This window comes from Catalinimonas alkaloidigena (genome assembly GCF_900100765.1).
GTDB lineage: Bacteria > Bacteroidota > Bacteroidia > Cytophagales > Flexibacteraceae > Mooreia > Mooreia alkaloidigena.
Window position 1 is genome coordinate 413,032 of the sequence record NZ_FNFO01000005.1, and the last position, 21,516, is coordinate 434,547.

Below are 21,516 nucleotides of genomic sequence, written 5' to 3' on the forward strand. Positions count from 1 at the left end.
AGGTGCTGTTTGCGAAAGTCAATCCATCTTTTGCAAAAATCAAATCTCTTAATTACGCCCGAAAGGCCATCGGCGAATGCGTGGTGTGCTTCCTGAAAAAGTTGGAAAAGTGGGCGACTTCCTCAAAACCCAGGCTGTAGGCAATTTCTGACACGCTCCAGTCGGTCTGTTTCAGGAGCAGTTTCGCTTCCTGCGCAATCCGGCCTTTGATCAGGTGCGACGTGGTCTTTCCAGTATTTTCCTTCAACACTTTGTTCAGGTGATTCACGTGAATGGCCAGCCGCTCCGCGTAATCTTTGGCGGTCCGCAACTGTAGCGTCTGTTGCGGCGACTCAATCGGAAACTGCCGCTCCAGCAGTTCCACAAACAGCGACGACACACGGGCCGAAGCGTTGTGGGTCGGATGGAGGGCCGTGGCGGGTTGCAGTTTCTGCCCGAAGTGGAGAAGTTCCAATACGTAGGTGCGTAGCAGATCGTATTTGTAGGCATAATCGGAAGCGATCTCCCGGTGCATTTTCCCAAAAAGTTGCCCCAGCTCCTGAACCTGCTCTTCCGTGAGGTGAAACACCGGCACCACGCCTGCCTTAAAAAGTGGCAAATCGTCCAGCACCACGCCCGTTTTGGCCGACGTCATGAACGCCTCGGTAAAAATGCAGAAGTGTCCCGCCTGGTCATCGTCCTGCGGCAGGTAATGGTAGGGTACCTTGGGGGTGGCGAACAACAGCGCACTTTTCTCGATGTCGATCACCTTGTCGGCATATTCGGCCCGGTTCCGCCCCTGAATCAGGCTGATTTTGTAGTAGGCACGCCGGTTGTAAGGCATGGCGGGTTTCACCTTCATGCGCTCGCGTACTTCTGCCGTGTTGAACACGTTAAAGTGCCCGATTTCTTTGCTGATTCCCTTCGGGATCAGTTCCGTGCCTTCGGGACTCAGGGCCATCGCCTCCCGGTAAAACTGCTCGACCGACGTAATTTCCATGGAACCCTTTGTTTGCAAAAATCAAAGGTACGAAAAAGAACCGGTTCGTTTCACCAGACGATACTCAAAAGCTGTAGCCGAGCCCGGCACTCAGGAAAGGTAGCACCTGCTTTTCTGCCTGCGCGAACGAGAAATGCGACGCGTCGTCTACCGCAAGTAGTGAGGCCTGCAACAACGCATTCCAGAACAGTCCCCGCCCCTGGGGTTGTTTCCGAAGGCCAGCGCGGATGCTGGGAATGGCCACAAGTTCGTTCCTTTCGTAGCCCGCCGTTTGCGGCTCAGGGGTAGAGTCGTACCGGTCCAGCAAACCCGCCACCGAAACGCCCAGTTCCAGGTACTTGTTGCTGGCCCGGAGGCGGTTCAGGTACGACGCACCCACCGGCACACCCAATACATGCCGCCGGCGGTCGAACATGGGCACGCCTGTAAAACCCACCCGAACCGCCAGGTTCTGGTCCGAACTTTTGAACAGCAGCCGCTCGTAATTTAGGGAATAAAAGAAGGCCGCCCCTCCCGCCTCAAAGTAGACGGTGTTGCGTGCCACATCGGCCGATTGACTTTTAGCGGTGAGCGAAAACAGGAGAAATGCACAAAAACAGACGAAAAATGTGGATGTTGAGCGCATGGTGTTTGTGTGAAGTGATGTATGGAAACGTAACCCTACGCTCTCGTATTGTGCCGCTTGCGTTACTTCGTGCCCTGGCACTGCCCCGGATAGGCACATGATTCTTAAAGCGGGATACGCCTCCGACGCGGGGGCTTTTGAAGAGCTTGTTTCATTAATTCGCAGGCCTTACGGCGCGCCTTCGCCTCGAAGGGGAGACCAGCGCCATGAATACCTGCCAGTAGGGAAACGAAGCCTTGGGCGGTGGGTTAAATTCTACGCGACAGCCGCCAGCATCAACACCATCGGTAGCACGATCCCACACAGTGATTTACACGGAACCTTTGTATCCTGTGCGGAGAGCGTGAATTTTCGTTGCATACATCAACAGCACTACAAAACGCCTAAAAGACATAGGCACGTACTGCATCACGCTCATCAGCCCCCGTGCAAAGTGAATGATTTTTATCGGTGACTTACGGGGCTTCATTGACGGGATACATCGGCACGCTCCACTCTGCGGTAAGGAGTTTACGGACTTCGTCGAAACCGAGTAAGGCTGGTGGAATGTAAATAGGGGAACCATCGGTGTAACGCGAACGGATTTCCAGCGTGCCATTTTCATGCACGAGCACATCGCGCATCGCCTCCTTTTGGATATGAATGGACGGACGTTTGAGTTGATGGCGTGTGATGCCCTTCTTGTCGATAACCAGTTGATATGAAATCCACTGATGCTTCTGAGCCCGGAGATGGAGAAAAACGGCCCCCAACCCCAGTAAGGCAGTGCCTATCAGCACCGGAAAAATAAACCAGAAAGCCCCCAGATCCATCCGGTCCCAGTTTCCCATCAAAGCAACTCCTCCTCCGATCAGACAAGCCAATGCGAATAAAACAATGCCCTTCCGCGGAAAAGAGGATTTAGGTGAAGGAAGTACAAATTCTCGGCGCATTTCATTAAGACTTAGTAATCGTTCTTGATACTCAAAATCCGACTCATCTGTTCTGCATCGTCTCTGCCACCCCTCTCCTTTCCATTACCCGGTCGACCATACTGACACCCGTTTCGGCCCTGTACTCAAACGTGTCGACGCCGTGACTTGGGAGGTCCTGTCAGGTCCGGTACAGAGTGAACCACCGGTGGTAGTCTGTTTGCCCAAATGCTTAAGTCTACCCAAAGTTTCCATCAATAATTTAATACTACGCGGTCAGTGGCCTACGCCGGTGCACAAGATCGGCGCTACGGTGGCACAACTTACGTGGACTTGGTTCTGACCGGCACCGCAATCTTTTCAACGAACAGTTCCGCTAGTTTTTTAGACTCCGTCAGGGCTTCTTCGTCGAATTCGTGGGTCGCTTTTTTAGGCCAGATGTGAAACCCACCTCTGATTTTATCGTGCATGGCGCTTTTGATGTACTGGATCATTTCGGCATCAAAATGCGCACTCAAATCTGTTAAATCATCCCACATGCCCCAGATCCCGTTTTCATCGACATCCCCTTGGTAGGCAATCTGGTGCGTAGGGTACGTCTTGGTCATGCTCACCCGAAAAGCATCCAGGGTATAAGTGCCTTTCCACGCAAAGGGGGCTACGTCGTCGACGCCCGATCCGGAAACTACGCCCTCCGCAAACCGGAGTTCAATGGCCATTTTGTGCTGCTTCGGCGAATCGCCGTAACAATAAAAGCCTTCCCATTCGCCGCTGGGCAGGTACGGATGCATTTCTGTGTCGTTTGATGCCATAAGATATGTTCCTGTAGTAGGCCGCCGGCTTACACACGACAAAGCCCTCGTTATGTTACCCCCTGCCGTAAGCGTGGGCAATGCGTCATAAGATAGCGGTTTATTCCGTTGGCCTTCTCCAGGTTCGAACGGGCGGGTGTAAGGTGTATAGGCAAGCGGTTCGTGCGCTGCTGCTTCGGGGTCGGCTTTCTGGGGTACCGGAATGGTGCATACGCGCCCTGCTGCCGGAGCACACGCCGGTAGGCACTTAACGCGCTAGTTTCCGCATCAAAACTGCACCTGCAAGGTTACGTAGCAACTGCGACCGTCGGAGGGGATGATGCCGGGGCCGGGGTAGCCGGCCGCGCGGCGGGTGAAGTAGTGCCGGTCGAGGAGGTTGTTGAGGCTGCCTTCCAGCGTAACCCATCGGTAACGGTAGCTGGCCGACAGGTCCATCACGGAATAAGCGGGGATGACGCCCTCAACGGCAGAGGGAGTAAAGCGGGCGTTGGTCGCGTCGCTGTACTGTTGCGCGGTATAGGATAATTGATACGCCGCTTTGAAGTGGCCGCGCTGGAACGACAGTCCCGTTTTAAAATTGAGCGGCGGTACGAGTTCGACCTGCCGGTTTTTGATGGAAGGCTCGTCGGTCGCGATGTAGCGCGCATCGATAAACGACAGGTTCGCAAACAGGTTCAGACGGTGCGCGGTGGCGGGACGCAGAAGTTTGAGCAAGTTGAGTTCGGCGAAGCTTTCCAGCCCGATGTGACGTGAGTCGGCGACGTTGGTGCGATAGCGGTAAATGCGGTAGGTGGCGTCGTCAGTACGGAGGATGGAGCCGATGCGGCCGTTGTAGCGCAGGTAAAACAGGCTGACGTCGTAGTTGAACAGCTCGTTTTTCGTGCCCCGGATGCCCAGATCGAAGTTGTAGCCCGTCTCGTCCTGGATGTCGGGATCGACCGTCTGATTGGGGTTCACCACGCGGATGTCGTTGAAGTTGATGGCGCGGTAGTTCTGCGAGAAGTTGCCGTACCATTCCAGCAAAGGCGTCTGTTTGAAGCTGACGCCCAAGCCCGCGAAGACAAACGAGCGGCGGCGGTCGCGCTGTTCCGGCACCTGGAAGGTCGAATCTTCGGCGAGGCCCGTCTCCGGATTCGCCACCAGCACCCGATCCTGATAGTAGCCGTCCGACTGCGTGCGGATGTGCTCGAAGCGCAGACCCGGCGTCACGCTCAGGTGGGGCGTCAGGTTGAAGACGTGCTCGGTAAACAGCGCTACGTTCTGGCTCGGAAAATCGAAATCGGAGTTTTCGAGGTTGTCGGGCTGGAGAAATTGAAAGGTGGGGCCATCGCCGCGGTCGCCGTTCCCCTGCATGCGGTGCGTAAAGCCCTGGTAGTACCGGAAGCCCAGCAATCCTACGGCCGGTTGCGCCCCGAGCTTGTAGTGGTAAAGAAGGCGTGTCTCGTTCCCGAAGTTCCGAAAATCGTCCACGAACAGGTTCCGCTCGCTGCCGTCGTCGACCCGGTCGATCCGGTTCAGGTTGCCCAGCGCATCCCGTCCGCCCAGCAGCGCAAAGTTCCGTACGTTCAGTTTGAGGCGGTCTGTGATCCGGTAGTCGAGCAACAGTGCCGCCAGGTTCCAGTTCACCTGAAACCAGTTCCGGCTCCGAATCGACTGCCGGGGATTTTGGGCGTAGAGTGCGTCGGTCAGGCCGCCCGGTTGCTGCGCGAGGTAGTGCATGTAGGTGTATTGGCCGGTCAGCGACAGCCGATCCGTCGCCTGATACACTACCGACCCGTAGGCCATGTCGAGCGTGAAGCCTTCGTTAGGACGCCAGCCGTCGCGGCGCTTGTGCTGGTAAAATCCGTAGTAGTTGACTTTCCCGACCGTTCCGCCCACGCTGTTGAACGAATTGAACAGCCCGAACGAGCCCCCCGTCTGCCGGGTGGTCACCTGAAGTTTCCGGTCGTCCGGACCTTGCCGCAACACAAAGTTGAGGAGCCCGCCGAACTGCGTCCCGTACTGCAACGAAGCTGCCCCCCGCACCACCTCGATCCGTTCGATGGCCTCGGCTGGGGGCGTATAATAGCTCTCGGGATAACCCAGCGCGTCGGCACTGATGTCGTAACCGTTCTGCCGCACGTTGAAATTCGACGTCCGGTTCGGGTCCAGCCCCCGCGCCCCGATCCCGAGTTGCAGCCCCGCGCCGTCGCTCTCCCAGATGTTGAGGCCCGGCACCTTCGCGTAGAGCTGGCGGCTGTTGTTGGTCGCGAGGTTAGCGGTCAGGGCCTGCACCTCGATCACCTCGTTCTTCTTCGCTTCGTAGATGGCCGCTCCTTCCACCGCTTCGAGTCGCCGCATGCCCGCAAAGCTTTCCCGCACGCCCGCCACTTCCACTTCGTCGAGCGTCTGCCCGAGTTCGTGCAGCGAGAAATCGAGCGTATAGGTTCCCGACGTGAGTTCGAGTTCCTGTGATGCGCTTTGCAATCCGACGTAAAAGGCGACGACGGTATAGGTCCCCGATGGCAGATCGGTCAGGCGGTACATCCCCTGCCCATCGGTAAAGGTGCGGTGGCCGGTGCCCTGCAACAGTACTTCCACACCCGGCAGCGGCTGGCCGGTCGCCGCTTCGTTCACCTGCCCCCGGAGCTGAATGGATTGGGCCTGCGCGGTAAAAGAAAACAGCGTTACTACAAGTGCCGCGATATAAGATTGAAAACGCCTGGATTTTAGGGTTCGGATCCGTAGCGACGGATTTAAATCCGTCGCTACGGATGAGTGCATTACCGCTCCTGGTTTCAGGTTCAACCTGAAACCCGTTGACACTAGGAAGCTTTTAGCTTCCTGCACCCGGCGATCCAGGAAGCTAAAAGCTTCCCTGGGTCGGAAGGCTTCAGTTACAAACTGAAGCCAGGAAGGTATCATTTGTAGCTGCTTACTCCGCCCGCGATGTTGCTTAGCACTACTCATGGGCAGAAAGATGGGGGGTCGCCTGATACGGTAAAATCCAACGCTTGTGACGGAAGCTCTCCCGCTCCTGCGCAAGGTCTACCGTCGGGTCGAGGAACAGACGACTGCCCTGCCCGTTCAGCGTCACATAGGCCTCGGCCCGCACCTGCGGATCGGCAATGCCTCTCTTCTGGAATTCGTCGTGCAGAAAGTGCGCGAATTGCAACATCATGTCGGGTTGGGTCGCCATCATCTTTTCCTGTTGCGGCGTCAGGTAATCGCTGGCGTACACCTCACTCACGTGGCCGGTTGCCGGATCGGTGATGTGGAACGTCACGTAGCCCGCCTTTTCCATCAGCATCACGCGCCACGAAAAGCGGTAGCCTTCTTCCGTCCAGAACAGATCACCCGGATAGAGCAGGTAACGCCAGGGCAGCAGCAGTTGTATCACCACGTACACACCCAGCATCAGCGCCAACGCACCCGTGGCACGCGGTCGGTACAGGCGGGGCAAGTACCCCGCCGGACGTTGCCCGACCAGCCGCAAGCGCACGCCAAGACGGCGCAGGTTGGCCAACAGAAGCTGGTGAAAGCGCGGGGAAAAGAAAATCAGGGTCATGCCGATCATGATGAACGGAAACATCCCGATGGGGAACAACAACCACGTCAGGACGTGAAAGGCGATGACCGCGCCGTACGCCCACAGCCGCGTCCGGCGGAAGAGAAGAAAGAAGGGAACGGTGAGGTCGTAAAGGGCCCCGAACCAGCTGAAGGCAAACGCCACCCAGCCGTACCGGAACAGCGGGCCGATCACCGGAAAATCCATGTGGACCGGCAACCAGATTTTCAGAGGCAGAGCCTCGAAGAGCCAGTCGCGGTTCAGCTTGGCGATGCCCGCGTAGCAGTAGACCAACCCCAGTTGCAGTTGCAGGAGCGCGACCGTCCAGCGCGGCACGTGCGTCCGCCGGAGTTGCGGGTTGCGCACCACATCCAGCGAGAAGGCCCGGTGGGCGGGCAACCAGATCATCAGGAAACTGACGAGGCTGACGAAATAATAATGGTTGAGGTAGTTGGTCTTGTCGATCAGTTCCGTGTAGGTGAAGAGCAGAAAGAACGCCACACTCGACAGCCGGTAGCGCCACCCCAGCAACATGCCCACCGCCGCCAGCGCCATCCCACCGAACACGAGGTACATGCCCGTGGCGGGCAGTGGCTTCACCCACGCAAAGCCGTAAAACGGGAAGAAAAATCGGGGTTGGAGGTACTGCGTCTCGACCCAGCCGTTCCACACGAAGCGCACCGTGCTCACCAGCATCATTGCCCCGAACACCAGCCGGAAAACGACCAGTGGCGCGATGGGAAAAGGCTCCTGAAGGCGGTGAAAGAAAGTACGCACTGAGTTAGGACATTTGTTTTCTACTACTCTTTTTCCACTTGCGGACGCGACGCGCAGGCTGACGTTTCCTGATGTCTGGGTAGGAAGCGTAACACTTCCCTTTGTCGCTTCAGGATTGGCCTGAGGCCGGATCTGTAGCGACGGATTAAAATCCGTCGCTACAAAAGCGCAATCAATCGCCGTCGTTGTCGCTGTAGGTGACCAGCAGACCGAGGCTCGACATCATGTCCGTTTTCAGGAGAATGACGAGCCGTTGTGTTTCCGCGTAGGCCGTTTCTACCTTATCGTTTTCGGTTTCCAGGGCGTCCTGTAACGGGACCGAGATGGCCGCCAGGGACTGTTCCACCACCGCGAATTGGTTGGTGATGGCGGTCGCGAGGGCTTCGCCGTTGTACTGCGCGTTCACCGCATGGAGGTAATCGTCGAAGCCGGAGCCGTTTTGGCCGGTGAAGACGTTTTTCAGCGCATCGACATTGGCCTGCAACAGTTCCAGAGAGGTGCTGCTGCGCCACGCTTCTACATTGTTGGGCAATTTCACGCCCATGCTCTTTTTCCCGAGCGGAATGCCCAGCTTCTGGTTCTTCACTTCTTCGGTCAGGACCAGCAACTGATTCGCCAGTTGGTTGGTCGCACTGCCCACGTCTTTGCCACTGGCCGCCGTGAACGTCGCGAGGTAATTCCCGGCCGCCGGATTCCAGGCATCGTACAGCGTGTGCGCCAGCGTACGCAGGTCCTGCGTCAGCGCCACGAGGTAGGCCACCCGCTTTGCATCGTCCTCTAGTTGTTCCAGGATGGCCGCATTCCCCGCCTCTTTGTCGAACAGCAGGTATTCGAGGGCGGGCAGGCCTTTGCTGGACGAACCAAGCGCATGCACGTACGCTTCGTTGATGGTAGTGCCGTCGGCAATGGCGTTTTCGAGGGCGTTGGCGTTGGTGGGCCAGTTGTCGATGGACGTCCGCAGGGCGAGGTCATCGACGGGACCCAGGTTGTAGAGTTCGGTCGCCTTCCATTGCAAGGCGGCGGCTTTCCAGGTGGCCTGCGCCGCGACAAGTTTACTTTCGGTGAGGTCTTCGGCCAGCGCTTCGGTCGCATCCGCCAGGGCATCCGTGCGTGCCGCAAACGACTGGTAGGCCGGGACGATCAGGTTCGTGCCCAGGTTCTCCAGCATGGCTTGCCGGTCAAACGTATCGCCCGGGTCCGGCGCTTCGGTTCCACACCCCACTACGCCCATGCCCAGCAGAAGCAGGCAGGCCCAACACCAATTTCTAGTGATCGTCATGCTCATGGAAAGAATTGATTACAGTACAGCCAGCTTGTCTTCCAACCCGTACACGTCCGCCAGTTGTTGCTTAGCGGCCGTCAGGTCGGCAACCGTCAGGGTATTGAGGTTGCTGAGGTTGGTTTCCAGCAGTTGCTGCAAGGCATGATCGCTGATGCGGTGCGTCGGGTTAAACTGTAGGCTCCAGATAAATCCGTAGGCCTCCGAAAGTTGGTGATTGCGCAGGGCCTGATCGCCAAAGTTCTCTTCGGCACCTTTGAGGTAGTGAATCGCCATGCCCGCCACGACCAGCTCCCATGTGTTCCGCACCTCTGCAATGGCTTCGTCGCGCGTAGCGTAATCGGCACGGTCGATGGCGTCGCGGCCTTTGATAAAGGCTTGCATCAGCGTAGCATCGACGCCCAGGGCTTCGTCGAGGGCGTGGGTATATTTCGCCCAGAACCGGTGGTAGTCAGCGGTATTGTCGTAAACAAAATCGGCGGAGCCAAACGCCTGCGGCACGCCCCAGTAGCCAAACGCTTCGTCCCAGTGGTGTTGCATGGCCGTTCCCTCCCCGGGCTCGACGGTCGTGTTGTCCACGTTCATTTTGCTCTCGCTCAGGTAAACGGCCGTCGCCTGGTAATACGCCAGCGCGCCCATGGTGCCTTTTTCAAGCAACTGCGCCAGCTCAAACCCTTCGGCCGTCAACAGGTACTCCTTGCTGCCATCCTGGCTGCGCACCAACCCGGCGGTTTGGGCATCGCCTTCGCCGGGGTTCTGGCTCAACTCGTCCAGTTCCTGAATCCACTGCGTCAGTTGCGTGGCACCGGTGGCGTCGAGCTTGTCGGCGATCTTTTTTGTGGCTTCGTTCAGGTCGGCCTGTTGCCAGGTGTAGTCCTGGTTGGCGTACATGTTCAGCAGCACATCGGCTTCCACATGCAGGCCCAGGTTGCTGGTTTTCGCGTAGGTTACAATTTCGTTGAGCATGTCCAGTCGCGTGGTTTGCCCGGCATAGTTGACGTTCTCGAACGCGTATGTCTCCGGCAGTTGCCTGGAGGGACCGGGATCGTCTTGCTGGCAGGCGCTCAACGTCAGGGCCATTGCCACCGATGCACACACGAAAGTGGGAAAAGAAGGGGTACTCATAAAGATGTAAGAAAGGTTACTAGGGAGCGACGGTCTTCGCCACTCATGTTCAGAAATGCTTTTTTTGCGGCCTCTGCCTCGCCGCCGTGCCAAAGGATGGCCTCTTCCAGGTTGCGGGCGCGCCCGTCGTGCAGGAAGTTGGTGTGGCCATTCACGGTTTCGATCAGCCCGATCCCCCACAGCGGCGGGGTGCGCCACTCGCTGCCGGTGGCCAGAAAATCGGGACGTCCGTCGGCCAGTCCTTCGCCCATGTCGTGCAGGAGCAGGTCGGTGAAAGGCCGGATGGTTTCGTTGCTGAATTCGGGAAAGTCGGGATGGGTACCGGTGGTCAGTTTCGGTACGTGACACGACGAACAGTTCGCTTCGACAAACAACTGCTTGCCTTTCAGCACGGTCGGGTCGTCCCAGTTCCGGCGTTTCGGTACGGCCAGCGACGAACTGTACAGCACCACTTTGTTGAGGATGCTCTCTTTCAATTCGGGTTCGCCGGCGTCGATGCCCTGACAGCCGAGTTCGGCATCGGCACATTCTTCAGTCGGAAAGACGGACGAGGTAATACCGATATCGCCCACAAAGGCGGCGGCCACCTGTTGCCGTACCGAAGGTTGGTTGGCCTTCCAGCCGTAGCGCCCGATGGACTCCTGCCCTTTTTCCACGTCCCACACCCGGTTGATCCGCCCCGAAATGCCGTCGCCGTTGCGGTCGTCAGGATCGGCCAGGCTCGTGAGTGTCACTTCGTCGATGGCTTCCAGCAACCCGAGGCCGATCATGTGTTGCGCCACGCGGGGCGATACCTGCACGGCCGGGTCCATCGGCCCAAAGCCCAACTCCGTAAAGGTGTAGCGCGGTTTGCGCAAGTGGTAGGACGTGCCGTCGGCGTATTGCCCGGTAATTTCTTCGTACTGGATCTGCACCGACCCTTCGGCGGTAGTGCCCAGAATGGCGTGGGTCGAGAGCTGGCTGCCGTAGGTCGGCTCGGGCTGCGGACCTCCGTCTTCGGCCTGGCCCGGGACACTGAGCCGGAACAGGAGCGCAACCGGCGCTTCGTCGGCGGCGGGAGGTGCCCCGCGTCCGTCTTTGAAGTGGCACGAGGAACAGGAGCGGGCGATGAACATCGGGCCCAACCCGTCGAGGTCTTCGGTAGACGACGGGGCGGTCACCCAGTTGCGATTAAAAAAGGAATTGCCCGTCACGAACAACAGGTCTTTGTCGCCGGTCAGGTTGGGCGCAGCATTGCCAAAAGCATTCACCGACACGTCCGAAACCGTCGTGGCCCCGCCGCCAAATTCTTCGTTCGTTTCCAGCCAGGTAATGCCCGGCTCGCCGTCGGGCTGGCAGCCGATCACGCCCATCACTGCGGCGTACGCCAGCAGGGTTCCGATCAAGATGCGCTTCTTTCCCTTGTTCACGCCGGCAACCAGCTTGAGGTTTGTAATGCACGCGACATACCCCCTTTTCAGAAGGTATGTCTGCGTCGTAATGCGTTATTCGTAGGTGCTATTCCAGGTCGGACGGGTCCAGCGCAAAGCCGTAGAGGGCCGACACTTCTGCAATTTTATCGCCCTGTTCGCGCAGCAGATCGATCGCGTTTTTCACACGCACCCGACCGGCTTCCGTCAGAATTTCCTGATCGAACGGCGGCTGGATGGCCTGTGTGGCGGTCATGGCCGCGTTCATCGTACTCATCAGCGACTCATGCAGGTCACTGTCGTCCTGTTGTACCAGTTGCGCCAGGCTGGGGCCTTCCAGCACGGTGCCGTCGGACCAGACGTAGCGCCCGGTGTAGACGTTCACGATGCCTTTTTCGTTGGTCACGATGTCGCGATGCGTGTTGTCACTGAAGCACGAGTGCTCGTCTTCTTTGCTCTTTTCGTCCCAGGCCACAAACATGCGTTCCCCGGCCAGCTCGCCTTTGCTGAGTTTGCCCATGCCGATCAGCATCTTTTCAAGAGAAGAGTCTACGGCGTCGGAGGCGGTAAACGCGGTGCGGTAGGCGCCCCCCGGTTGCCACTGGTCCAGCAGCATTTGCAGATCGTCCAGCAACAGTTCGGTCGCTGCCTGGAGGTAATCGCCCCGGCGGTCACAGTGGCCGTTGGTACACAACAGGCCGGTTTCGTAATCGGTGTACGAGCGTTCGCCGCCCCCGGGACCGGCGCTCACGTCCTGCCCCCACAGCAGAAATTCGAGGGCGTGGTAACCCGCGGTGATGTTGGTTTCGCCGCCGTCCTCGTTCAGCGACGCAATCAGAGCTTTGTCGATGGTCGGGAACGAGGCTTCATCGCCGATGATGTTCACACTGGCGTTTTCGCCGCCGCCGTTCACACTGCCGTCAACGTAGTCGATGTACGATTCGTCGAGCGGCCAGGCGTTGAGTTGTCCTTCGGGGCCGTCCTCGTCGTCGATCGGTCCGCCGTAAAAACGGAATGCCTCCGACTGGCCGTACGGTTCGCGCGCCGCCAGCCACGCCTGTTTGGCGGCCTCCAGCGTCGTCTCCGACGGCCTGGCGATCAACGCATCGATTTTGGCTTTTAAGGTCACCGCCTGACTATGCGCGTCCACGTAGGTGGCGTACACCAGCTCCGCATAATGGTTGACGACCTGCTGTTGCGTGACCTGATCTTCAGGCTCCACCACGTCTTTGCTGTTGTCGCACGAGGTAGCGAGCAGTGCCCCGCTCAACGCGCCCAGGAGGTAAATTTTTCGCATATACAGGAGGAGTTGGACGAACGGAGAGCCCTGCGTTCGCAAGTCGCGAAAAAGGCGTTACCGTTCTCTAAACTTAATTTAGACTGATTACAAATTGACTGCAATGATACAAAGCGAAGCCAAGGCCACAAAGGCTTTTCTGGAATCTTTCTAAACAAGTAACTGAAACGTAGAACAGGCCACGGCACGCCCCTCCGGGGAGGAAGTACGCGCTAAAACGGCTTTATGCAAGGGGGTTATTGGGGCAGGGCGTAGGCGATGTAATAGTTGCCGGAGGGCGTACCGAGTTTCCCGCCGCCCGCCGCGACCACGACGTACTGTCGCCCGTCGACTTCGTAGGTGGCGGGGGTGGCGTACCCCGCGACGGGCAATTGGGTCTCCCACAACAGTTGGCCAGTTCGTTTGTCGAACGCCCGGAATTTCTCGTCGCGTGTGGCGGCGATTAACACCAAGCCCCCGGCCGTGACCACTGGTCCACCGTAGTTTTCCGTGCCGGTCGGCGGGCCGTCGAGTTCGGCGTAATCGCCCAGCGGCACTTGCCACGCGATTTCCCCTTTGTTGAGGTCAATGGCGTTGAGGGTGCCCCACGGCGGCTTGGTAGCTGGGTAGCCGTCAGGGTCCAGGAACCAGTGGTAGCCGGTCGAGACGTAGGGCGGCTGTGCTTTGGCTTCCAGTTGCAGCGAACCGCCCCCCTCTTTGTCGGTCAGAAACGCGATCAGCGCACTCCGTTCGTCTTTCGTCAGGTGCGTGAAGGCGGGCATCATGCCCCGTCCGTTGTGAATCACGCCGTCGATCTGTTCGGGCGACAGGCGCGTTTCGAGCTGCAAGAGCGAAGGATATTGTTTGCCGTTGCCCGCCCGGTCGGGACCGTGGCAGCCTACGCACGTCTGGTCGTAGAGCACCTTGCCGGCCTGCGCCAAGGTCAGGGTCGTGCCGTCGGGTTGTCCGGGTTCCGTTTTCTTCATGGTCAGCACGGCCGCCACCTGGTTGGCATTGACGTACAGGTAGCCACTCGTCGGGTCGAACGCCGCCCCGCCCCACTCGCCGCCGCCGTCGTAGCCGGGATACAGGACCGTTCCCTCCAGGCTAGGCGGCTCAAAACGCTGTTTGTGGCGGTAGCCCTCCCACTGGTGTTTCACTGCCGCATGGGCAGCCGGGGTGCGGGTCGTCAGCAGCTCTTCCGTCAACACCTGATGGGTAAAGGGCGGCGGCGCGACAGGCACGGGTTGCGTGGGCCATGCCTTCTCGCCGGGCAGCGGCGACGCCGGGACGGGCACTTCGTTCACCGGAAAAATAGGTTCGCCCGTGTCCCGGTCCAGCACGAAGACAAACCCGGTCTTGGTGATCTGCGCCACGGCATCGACCATTCTTCCGTTGTGTTGGATCGTCACCAGGTTAGGCTGGGCGGGCAGGTCTCGGTCCCAAATGTCGTGGTGCACCGTCTGGAAATGCCACTTCCGCTCGCCGGTGGCCGCATCCAGTGCCAGCACGCAGTTGGCGAACAAGTTCTGTCCCGGTCGGTCGCCACCGTAGAAGTCGTACGACGCCGAGCCGGTGGCCGCGAAGACGAGCCTGCGCGCGCGGTCCAGGCTCAGGCCCGACCACGCGTTGGCGCCCCCCGCCGTGCGCCACGCGTCCGGGTCTTCCCAGGTGTCGTAGCCCGGTTCGCCCGGCTGCGGAATGGTGTGGAACGTCCAGACGAGTTTGCCGGTCCGCACGTCGAAGGCGCGAATGTACCCGGGCGCAGCGCCCGCCTCTTCCGACACGCGTCCCCCCATAATGATCAGGTTATTGTACACGACGCCCGGCGTGGTCGCCACGTAAAAAACTTTTTCCGGATCTGCGCCCAGTCCCTCGCGCAGGTCTACGACTCCTTTTTTTCCAAAGGAGGAAATGTGCTGGCCCGTCGCCGCGTCGATGGCGTGCAGAAAAGCCCCCGCGCCGAACAACAACCGCAGTTCGCTCCCGTCCTGCCACGCCGCCAGCCCCCGACTAAACCCCGACCAACTGGGCAATCCTTCCACCTGCGTTGGGCACGTCCACCTCTCCTTGCCGGTGGCTGCATCCAGCGCAAATAAGTTCAGTTGTGGCGTCACGCCGTACAACACCCCGTCGATCACCAGCGGGTTGGTCTGAATCTGCGTTTTGCTGGTTTCGTCCCAGTCGCCGGTGCGGTAGGTCCAGGCCCGTTCCAGGTGCGACACGCTTAACGTATCGAGTTGCCCTAACGCCTTGTAGCGGCTCCCGGCAAAATCCCCGCCGTACACCGCCCAGTTCCGCGGATCGTCCTCCTCTGCGGTTTGGGTTGCTTCAGGAGATGAACGTTCGAGCTGACAGGCCGCCAACAGGCAACCGATAAAAAGGCACAAGAGGTGGTGGCGCATGGGGAGTGGTGGTGGCTTGGTGTTTTGCTTGATAGGAGAAGACTCAGGGTGTCAAGCTACTCAAAACAGAAAAGAGAAGTATGATGAATTCCTTTTTGTTCCGATGGAAAAGAGCATTGGCAAAAATAGATTGGGCGCGTCTTCTTGTAAATAGGATCACGCTAATGTTCTCCGCAAGAGAAGGTTGGCTCCCTTAGCTTACCCGCTGCCGTGCGCGTTCACGGTAGGCCTCTACACAAGTGAGCACTAGGGCGGGCATTCCTATGGCTGCGATCGGCACGGCAATTGGCTCGACGCGCCCCAGGCACTTTAGTTTCAGGAAATACCTGCGGCTATTCCGCCATCCGCCACTTTGTATATAGGCAAGCTCAACATCCTGCCAAGGGAGGTACTGCCCTCCCTGAAAAATAATCCCATGATGATCAAGTGTCGCTACAACAGGCGCTCGGTACCAAACTTTTCGTCCTTGCTGATAGACGACCCAACCTGCCAGAACGACAAAGGCAAATCCAACGAATAGTTGGTGCAACTGACTCGGCGTCACATGCACAATCACTACGACTCCGAGGAGAAAGAGGAAAATCCCCATCATTGCGTACTGAAAGAGGTCGAGCGCACGCAGCGTCAGTTGAGGGGGCAAGTAACGTGAAAAGAGAGCGATCCACCAGAGATGGGTAGGATATTGACTCCTGAAGGACCCTTCATGCCCGTTGATTACACGGTCGAACAAGTTTTCTTCGTACAACTTTCGCTCGTAGTCCTCTTCGACATAATCAGGGCACCGTCCTTCAAATTGAGGCTTTACATTCGTGAGACCACACACGATCCCTTCGCCCGCCAGGAAGCGGCGATGCCAACAAAGTCTACAAAACTCCAGCCTGTCTTCCGGTGTCATACAATAAAACCGTTCTGCTCATAAACTAGCGACAGAAGGCAGGATTTGGCAACCTGATCATGTTGAGAGGAATGAGGACAGGACTACCGGTGCTGAGGAGCACGTCTATCTGGGTGTTACGAAAAGGCAAAAGCCAGAATCAGCCTGTAATCGGTATATCGCTTTACGTAATGTTCCAGAAGTCGTTTATTACACTTTTGATAATTGCTACTGCGAAGGGAATGACCGTGATGAACGTTGGTATAGCTGAGTTATAGTCTTCCAGGCCTATTGAAATCAGGGAGCCAGTTCCAAGAATGCATAGGATTACGCCTGAATAGTAAAAAGAGTAGTAAGACTTTTTTTTGCTCTTCAACATGGATAGTAAGAACCCTATTTGTCCTGTCGAAAACAAAGCCACGGGGAGTAACCAACCTTTAGAACCACTACTTAATGTACGTATCGACTCAAGTTGAATAAGTATGATGGGTGCTACGCCATGTCCAGCACCAATTGTAATGATCATTGAGAGAATGAGTGCCCAAATTGCTGCTCTTTTATGATCACTTCCCATCGAAGAGCACATTTTTATATTGCTTTTATTAAACCTCTGTGGTGCTTGACTTAACTAATGAATTGCACAAGCCGAATCTGAATGCACCCTAAATTCTGTATTTTACCACCGTAGTTGTCTGCAAGTAGAACTCGGTATTTCAGCTAATACCTATCAACGCTTTGTGTTGGATTTCAATACCTTTTCCCCCCTCACATTCCCAAGACCTGATTCCAGTAGCCTTCGTCGACGGGGATGCCTTTTTCCAGATTCTCGCGGCGAGTCGCGAGGGTGCGTTCGCCCGGATAGCGAACGTCGCCGGAAGTCGCGCCCGCGTCGTGCAGGGCGGTGAGGACCGTATCGGTGAGGGCTTCCACCCCGACGGGCGTGGCGAGTTGCGTCAGGTCGATGGCGAGAAACACCTGCGAGGCCTGCCGTTCCACCCCGAGTTCACCTACCTGTACCGACGAGAGGCCGCCGGACAGCAACGCCGCCAGTAGGTCGAGCATCAGCGACAGCCCCGCTCCTTTCCAGTACCCGATGGGCAGGCCCATCATGGACTCAGTGATCGCTGCTGGATCGCGCGTCACCTTCCCCTGTTTGTCGAACCCGCCGTCGTGCGGCAACGTCTCCCCTTTCCGCAGGTACGATTCCACCTTCCCGAACGAGAACTGCGAGAGCGCCATGTCGAGCACGAGGTGGCCTTCGGGCCGGGGAATGGCGATGATCAACGGGTTGTTGCCCAGCACGTTCTTCTTCCCGCCCCACGGCGGCATGTTCGGAATGGTGTTGGTCCAGCACACCCCGATGCACCCCGCATTGGCGGCCTGCCAGCCGTAGGCCCCGCCCCGCATCCAGTGGTTCGTGTGGCGCAGCGCCACCAGCCCCATTCCGTGTACCTGCGCCAGTTCGATGGTGCGGCTCATGGCGGCGTGGGCGTTGAGGTTGCCCGGTCCCTGGTTGCCGTCCCACTGTTCGATGCTGCCCAGCCGCAACACCGGCTCGGCTTCGGCCTGCGGATCGACGTAGCCCTTCTCGATGTACTCAATAAACCGGGGGAAGCGGTTCAAGCCGTGGGACGCGACGCCGTCGCAACTGGCTTCGGTGAACAGGCGGGCACACAGGTCGGCCCGTTCTTCAGAAAAGTGGTGTTTCAGCAACACGCGCCGGAAGGTCGCGTGCAGGGTCTCGAAGGGAATGCGCATGCGGGAAAGTAAAGGGGGTTGTTTGTGTTTTGTAGATGGAAGCTATCTATACGCTTCTGCTAAATACCTAATTATGATGACCCTATCTTACTATGTAGATGTTACTTTTTGTCATTGAACTCGTTCAAAGTATTTTGCATGTAGCCAACGCATCTACTTTAGGAAATATATTCTGTTACTTTTTGTCATCGCCACAAAAAGTAACCAAAAAAGTCTAGGAAATTCAATGCTTCTCCGCGCAGGGCCACCGCGCCCCTCGCTGAATTTCCGGTCCACCGCACCAAATTCTTGCTCAAATTAATAAAGCCATAATGCGACTCGTGTGTTTCCACATCGAAATCGGTGTAATTTGAGCCGTACCGCTTCTCCCCTCCTTCTCATGCAAAACGCTTCTTCCTTCCCTGAACTCCCTAGCCAGGGCGGCCCCGACCGAGGGGTCCCCGACCAGGGAGACGTCAACTACACCGCGACGCGCCAGGCGTACCAGGCCCGCGAACTGGACGAAGCCACCCGCCACTGGCTGGAAGAGGACGCCCGTTACTTTCTGCACCAGGCGCTGTCCACGCCCGTCATGAACGTGCTGAGCCGGACGGAGGGCGCCTACATTTACGATTTGCAGGGGCGGCGCTACCTCGACCTGCACGGCAACGGAGTCCACAATGCCGGGTTCCACAATCCGCAGGTGGTGGAGGCGGTGCAGCGGCAACTGGCCGAAGGGCTGGCTTTTACGCCCCGGCGCTTTACCAACTTGCCCGCGATTCAACTGGCGAAACGGCTGGTGGAGGTGACGCCCGAGGGACTGTCGCGGGTGCTCTTCTGTCCCGGCGGTTCGCAGGCAATCGAGATGGCGGTGATGCTGGCCAAGCAGGTGACGGGCCGCTGGAAAACGATTTCGTTCTGGGATGCTTACCACGGCACCGGCTTTCAGGCGGCGGCGCTGGGCGGCATGGAGCACTTCACGGGCGGCAACGGCCCGATGGTGCCCGGCAGTTTCTACGTCGATTTTCCCGACTACTACCGCAACCCTTGGGGGTGGGACGATCCCGCGCGCGTCGACGAAGAGTGTCTGCGGCAGCTCCACACGGTGCTCAAACGGAACCCGGACGTGGCCGCGCTGATCGGTGAACCGATTTCCTCCACGCCCACCATTCCGAGTCGGCATTACTGGGAGGAGGCGCAACGCCTTTGCCGGGAACACGGCACATTCCTGATTTTCGACGAGGTGATCGAGGGCTTCGGGCGGACGGGCAAGCTGTTTGCCTGCGAGCATTTCGTGACGCCCGACGTGCTGGTGCTGGGTAAATCGCTGGGCGGTGGGCTGTTGCCGTTCGCGGGCATCGTGACGCGGGAAGAACACAACGTGCTGGGCCACCGCTCCATCGGGCACTTCACGCACGAGAAAAATCCGCTGGCCTGCGCCGCCGGGCTCGCCGAACTGGACTACATCGCGCAATACCGGCTGGTGGAAAATGCCGCCACCCTCGGCGACTACCTGATCGACCAGTTGCGGGCCTTGCAGGAGACTTATCCGCTGATCGGGAACGTGGCGGGCGTGGGCTTCCACCTTGGCGTCGATCTGGTGAAAGACCGTCGGACGAAGGAACGCGCCACCGACGAAGCGGAACGGATCATGCTGTTTTGCCTGGAACGGGGACTGGCCTTCAAGATCATCGACGGAAGCGTCATCACGATGCGCCCCTCGCTCGTCCTGACCCGCGACGACGCCGACTTCATCGTCGAGACGCTCCGCGCCGCCTTCGCGTGGATCGGGTAGAGTCACAAAATTAGGAGTGGTGGAAAGCCTTTCTTCAGGTTTCAAACGCAAAGCATACGCCCCTTTTTAGCTTTCCCATCGCTACCGTCAGATCGCCGCCGGACTGAGTTCCTCATGATTTACCTACTGCCCTTTTTTTTAGTATCTTGAGAAGAGCCTCTTCGGGCGAAGGCATATCAGATTGTTACGATTTCGACTGATCTGCATTACAACCGTTCCACTACCTAGTCCTTTGCTCCCATGCGTTACTGTCTGTTTACTGCCTTCCTGCTGGTCCTCCAGGTATCGATGGCGCAATCGCTTCGTCGTGTCCCCGCCCCTGAGGATCTTAAAAAAGAGACGTTATTCGTCAAAAAGTCTCCCTTCGCCATGCCCGCTCGCCAACCGGATGCGCATCGCGAAAGGCTCGCAGCCGCAACTTCAAACCTGGATAGCATCGTCCGCTATGAATTCTACACGCCGCAGGATTCCATGCGTTCCTACAAATCCGTTTATACGTACGATGCTGCCGGCCAGCAACTTTCACGGATTTCATACGGGTGGAACCCGACCGCGGCCCACTGGATTGAACGGTATAAAGAAGAGGCGGCCTACGACGCAACGGGGAATCAAACCTTGTTTGCCAATTACTGGTGGGATGAGGATACAGAGCAGTGGGAAGGCGGCAATAGGTATGACGATCGCTACGATGAGTCCGGGAACCTGATCCTGCGCATCTCCTCGGAGTGGGATGACGTCGCCTCTCAATGGGAAAACAACCTCAAGATTGAATTCACCTACGATGCGGCAGGCAACGACACAGAGGTGGTCTGGTCCCGGTGGAACGCTCTCTCTTCCCAGTGGTCGCTGAACCGGAAATCGGAAAATGCCTACGATAGCCGAGGCAACGAAATCCTGAGCACTGATTTTGAGTGGGACAATGGCGCTCAAACCTGGACACCCACCCGTAAATACGAAGCTACCTACGATGAAAACGCCTTCCGCAGTACCGGGATCAGTTACAACTGGAGCACAGCTAATCAATGGGAGCGGGCGCAGAAGTACGAAATCGCTTACGACAAGGCCTGGCGCGATACGCTGACCGTCTCTTCGGCGTGGGATACGAATACTGCCCAGTGGGTGAACGATGACAAGTACGAAGCCGCTTACGATGCCGCCGGTAACACCACCTTGTTTGCTTACTTCCAGTGGGATCCGGATAACCTCCGGTGGAAGGGCCTGTATAAAGATGAGTATACGTATGACGAAGAAAACAACGAGCTTCTCAGCTTCTATTACGAGTGGGATGAAGCCCAACGCTACTGGACGGAGGTTCTCAAATACGAGTCGCGCTATGAGGCCGACTTAACACTACACTTGCGCATTTTATATGAGCAGGATGAAACTTCTGATGCGTGGATACTCACCGAAAAAACGTATTTCTACTACTCCACTCCGCTCACTTCCGCACCAAATCTCCTCGCCGCCGATTCGTGGAAGCTTTACCCTAACCCGACCCAAGATGTAGTGTTGCTCTCCCTTCCGGAAGGTACTCGGCAGGCGCACATTCGCCTATTTTCCATGACCGGCGCACTGATGCATGAAGCCACTATCACAAGCGAAGAAAATCAAGTAGCGCTTCATCGTTTACCGGCCGATGTGTATCTACTCTACTTACAAACCGAGCGAGGACATGCTACCCGGAAAGTAATGGTAACTCACTGAAAAAAGATAGCTCAAAAAACTACAGAAGGCCTACTCGTACCGCAACGAATCGACCGGATTGGCGCGGGCGGCGCGCAGGGTTTGCGCACTGATGGTCAACAGGGCAATGCCCAACGGGGCGGGCAGCCCGAACAGCAGAAATAAATTAACCTCCTACTGAGTCCTTAGACCCTGTCCAAAAATTGCTTAAGGACTGAAGACAAGCAAGGGAACCAGTATAAGTTAGCAGGTAAATCTCGCCAAAGATGTATCCTACCGACC

15 protein-coding genes are annotated in these 21,516 nt (G+C 57.6%); 2 read left to right on the forward strand and 13 right to left on the reverse strand.

The window, feature by feature from the left end:
* Window positions 1-52: 52 nt before the first annotated feature.
* The 13 genes from BLR44_RS15430 to yiaK form a co-directional block, all read right to left on the reverse strand.
* Window positions 53-979: a helix-turn-helix domain-containing protein gene (locus tag BLR44_RS15430; RefSeq protein WP_089683508.1), complete on the reverse strand. Its 927-nt coding sequence runs from the start codon at window positions 977-979 to the stop codon at window positions 53-55.
* Window positions 980-1,043: 64 nt separating this feature from the next.
* On the reverse strand, window positions 1,044-1,604 hold the full coding sequence (locus BLR44_RS15435) for a hypothetical protein (RefSeq protein WP_089683510.1): 561 nt from the start codon (window positions 1,602-1,604) through the stop codon (window positions 1,044-1,046).
* A gap of 455 nt (window positions 1,605-2,059) precedes the next feature.
* Complete coding sequence (locus BLR44_RS15440) at window positions 2,060-2,536, reverse strand: hypothetical protein (protein ID WP_143017314.1); 477 nt, start codon at window positions 2,534-2,536, stop codon at window positions 2,060-2,062.
* Window positions 2,537-2,838: 302 nt separating this feature from the next.
* Window positions 2,839-3,327, reverse strand: coding sequence for a hypothetical protein (locus BLR44_RS15445; RefSeq protein WP_143017315.1), 489 nt, complete (start codon window positions 3,325-3,327; stop codon window positions 2,839-2,841).
* 267 nt (window positions 3,328-3,594) lie between these two features.
* Window positions 3,595-6,090 (reverse strand): TonB-dependent receptor, encoded by a 2,496-nt coding sequence (locus tag BLR44_RS15450; RefSeq protein WP_089683517.1) that lies wholly within the window; start codon window positions 6,088-6,090, stop codon window positions 3,595-3,597.
* A gap of 178 nt (window positions 6,091-6,268) precedes the next feature.
* Window positions 6,269-7,651: an HTTM domain-containing protein gene (locus tag BLR44_RS15455; protein WP_245706077.1), complete on the reverse strand. Its 1,383-nt coding sequence runs from the start codon at window positions 7,649-7,651 to the stop codon at window positions 6,269-6,271.
* A 172-nt stretch (window positions 7,652-7,823) separates the two neighbouring features.
* Window positions 7,824-8,930 (reverse strand): imelysin family protein, encoded by a 1,107-nt coding sequence (locus BLR44_RS15460; protein ID WP_176956069.1) that lies wholly within the window; start codon window positions 8,928-8,930, stop codon window positions 7,824-7,826.
* A gap of 18 nt (window positions 8,931-8,948) precedes the next feature.
* Entirely contained in the window at window positions 8,949-10,055 is a 1,107-nt protein-coding gene (locus tag BLR44_RS15465; RefSeq protein WP_089683521.1) for a DUF4856 domain-containing protein, read from the reverse strand.
* Entirely contained in the window at window positions 10,052-11,440 is a 1,389-nt protein-coding gene (locus tag BLR44_RS15470; protein WP_245706078.1) for a di-heme oxidoreductase family protein, read from the reverse strand. The genes BLR44_RS15465 and BLR44_RS15470 overlap by 4 nt, the downstream gene beginning before the upstream one ends.
* A gap of 112 nt (window positions 11,441-11,552) precedes the next feature.
* The gene (locus BLR44_RS15475) at window positions 11,553-12,761 is read right to left on the reverse strand and encodes an imelysin family protein (protein WP_089683523.1); all 1,209 of its coding nucleotides are present in this window, start codon (window positions 12,759-12,761) and stop codon (window positions 11,553-11,555) included.
* Window positions 12,762-12,997: 236 nt separating this feature from the next.
* Window positions 12,998-15,145 carry an outer membrane protein assembly factor BamB family protein gene (locus tag BLR44_RS15480; RefSeq protein WP_089683526.1) on the reverse strand — a complete coding sequence of 716 codons (2,148 nt, stop codon included), beginning with the start codon at window positions 15,143-15,145 and terminating at the stop codon, window positions 12,998-13,000.
* A 193-nt stretch (window positions 15,146-15,338) separates the two neighbouring features.
* Window positions 15,339-16,040 (reverse strand): hypothetical protein, encoded by a 702-nt coding sequence (locus tag BLR44_RS15485; protein ID WP_089683528.1) that lies wholly within the window; start codon window positions 16,038-16,040, stop codon window positions 15,339-15,341.
* Between the two features lie 744 nt (window positions 16,041-16,784).
* The gene (gene yiaK / locus BLR44_RS15495; RefSeq protein ID WP_089683532.1) at window positions 16,785-17,777 is read right to left on the reverse strand and encodes a 3-dehydro-L-gulonate 2-dehydrogenase; all 993 of its coding nucleotides are present in this window, start codon (window positions 17,775-17,777) and stop codon (window positions 16,785-16,787) included.
* Between the two features lie 379 nt (window positions 17,778-18,156).
* On the opposite strand from yiaK, the gene BLR44_RS15500 reads away from it, so the two are divergent.
* Entirely contained in the window at window positions 18,157-19,551 is a 1,395-nt protein-coding gene (locus BLR44_RS15500) for a (R)-1-hydroxy-2-aminoethylphosphonate ammonia-lyase (protein WP_089683535.1), read from the forward strand.
* A 240-nt stretch (window positions 19,552-19,791) separates the two neighbouring features.
* Window positions 19,792-21,255, forward strand: a complete 1,464-nt coding sequence (locus tag BLR44_RS15505; RefSeq protein ID WP_089683537.1) for a T9SS type A sorting domain-containing protein — start codon at window positions 19,792-19,794, stop codon at window positions 21,253-21,255.
* The last annotated feature ends 261 nt before the right edge of the window (window positions 21,256-21,516 follow it).

Coding starts and splice junctions, on each gene's coding strand:
- BLR44_RS15430 (WP_089683508.1), bottom strand. CDS start 979: ATGGAAATTACGTCGGTCGAGCAGTTTTACCGGGAGGCGATGGCCCTG.
- BLR44_RS15435 (WP_089683510.1), bottom strand. CDS start 1,604: ATGCGCTCAACATCCACATTTTTCGTCTGTTTTTGTGCATTTCTCCTG.
- BLR44_RS15440 (WP_143017314.1), bottom strand. CDS start 2,536: ATGCGCCGAGAATTTGTACTTCCTTCACCTAAATCCTCTTTTCCGCGG.
- BLR44_RS15445 (WP_143017315.1), bottom strand. CDS start 3,327: ATGGCATCAAACGACACAGAAATGCATCCGTACCTGCCCAGCGGCGAA.
- BLR44_RS15450 (WP_089683517.1), bottom strand. CDS start 6,090: ATGCACTCATCCGTAGCGACGGATTTAAATCCGTCGCTACGGATCCGA.
- BLR44_RS15460 (WP_176956069.1), bottom strand. CDS start 8,930: ATGACGATCACTAGAAATTGGTGTTGGGCCTGCCTGCTTCTGCTGGGC.
- BLR44_RS15465 (WP_089683521.1), bottom strand. CDS start 10,055: ATGAGTACCCCTTCTTTTCCCACTTTCGTGTGTGCATCGGTGGCAATG.
- BLR44_RS15475 (WP_089683523.1), bottom strand. CDS start 12,761: ATGCGAAAAATTTACCTCCTGGGCGCGTTGAGCGGGGCACTGCTCGCT.
- BLR44_RS15480 (WP_089683526.1), bottom strand. CDS start 15,145: ATGCGCCACCACCTCTTGTGCCTTTTTATCGGTTGCCTGTTGGCGGCC.
- BLR44_RS15485 (WP_089683528.1), bottom strand. CDS start 16,040: ATGACACCGGAAGACAGGCTGGAGTTTTGTAGACTTTGTTGGCATCGC.
- yiaK (WP_089683532.1), bottom strand. CDS start 17,777: ATGCGCATTCCCTTCGAGACCCTGCACGCGACCTTCCGGCGCGTGTTG.
- BLR44_RS15500 (WP_089683535.1), top strand. CDS start 18,157: ATGCAAAACGCTTCTTCCTTCCCTGAACTCCCTAGCCAGGGCGGCCCC.
- BLR44_RS15505 (WP_089683537.1), top strand. CDS start 19,792: ATGCGTTACTGTCTGTTTACTGCCTTCCTGCTGGTCCTCCAGGTATCG.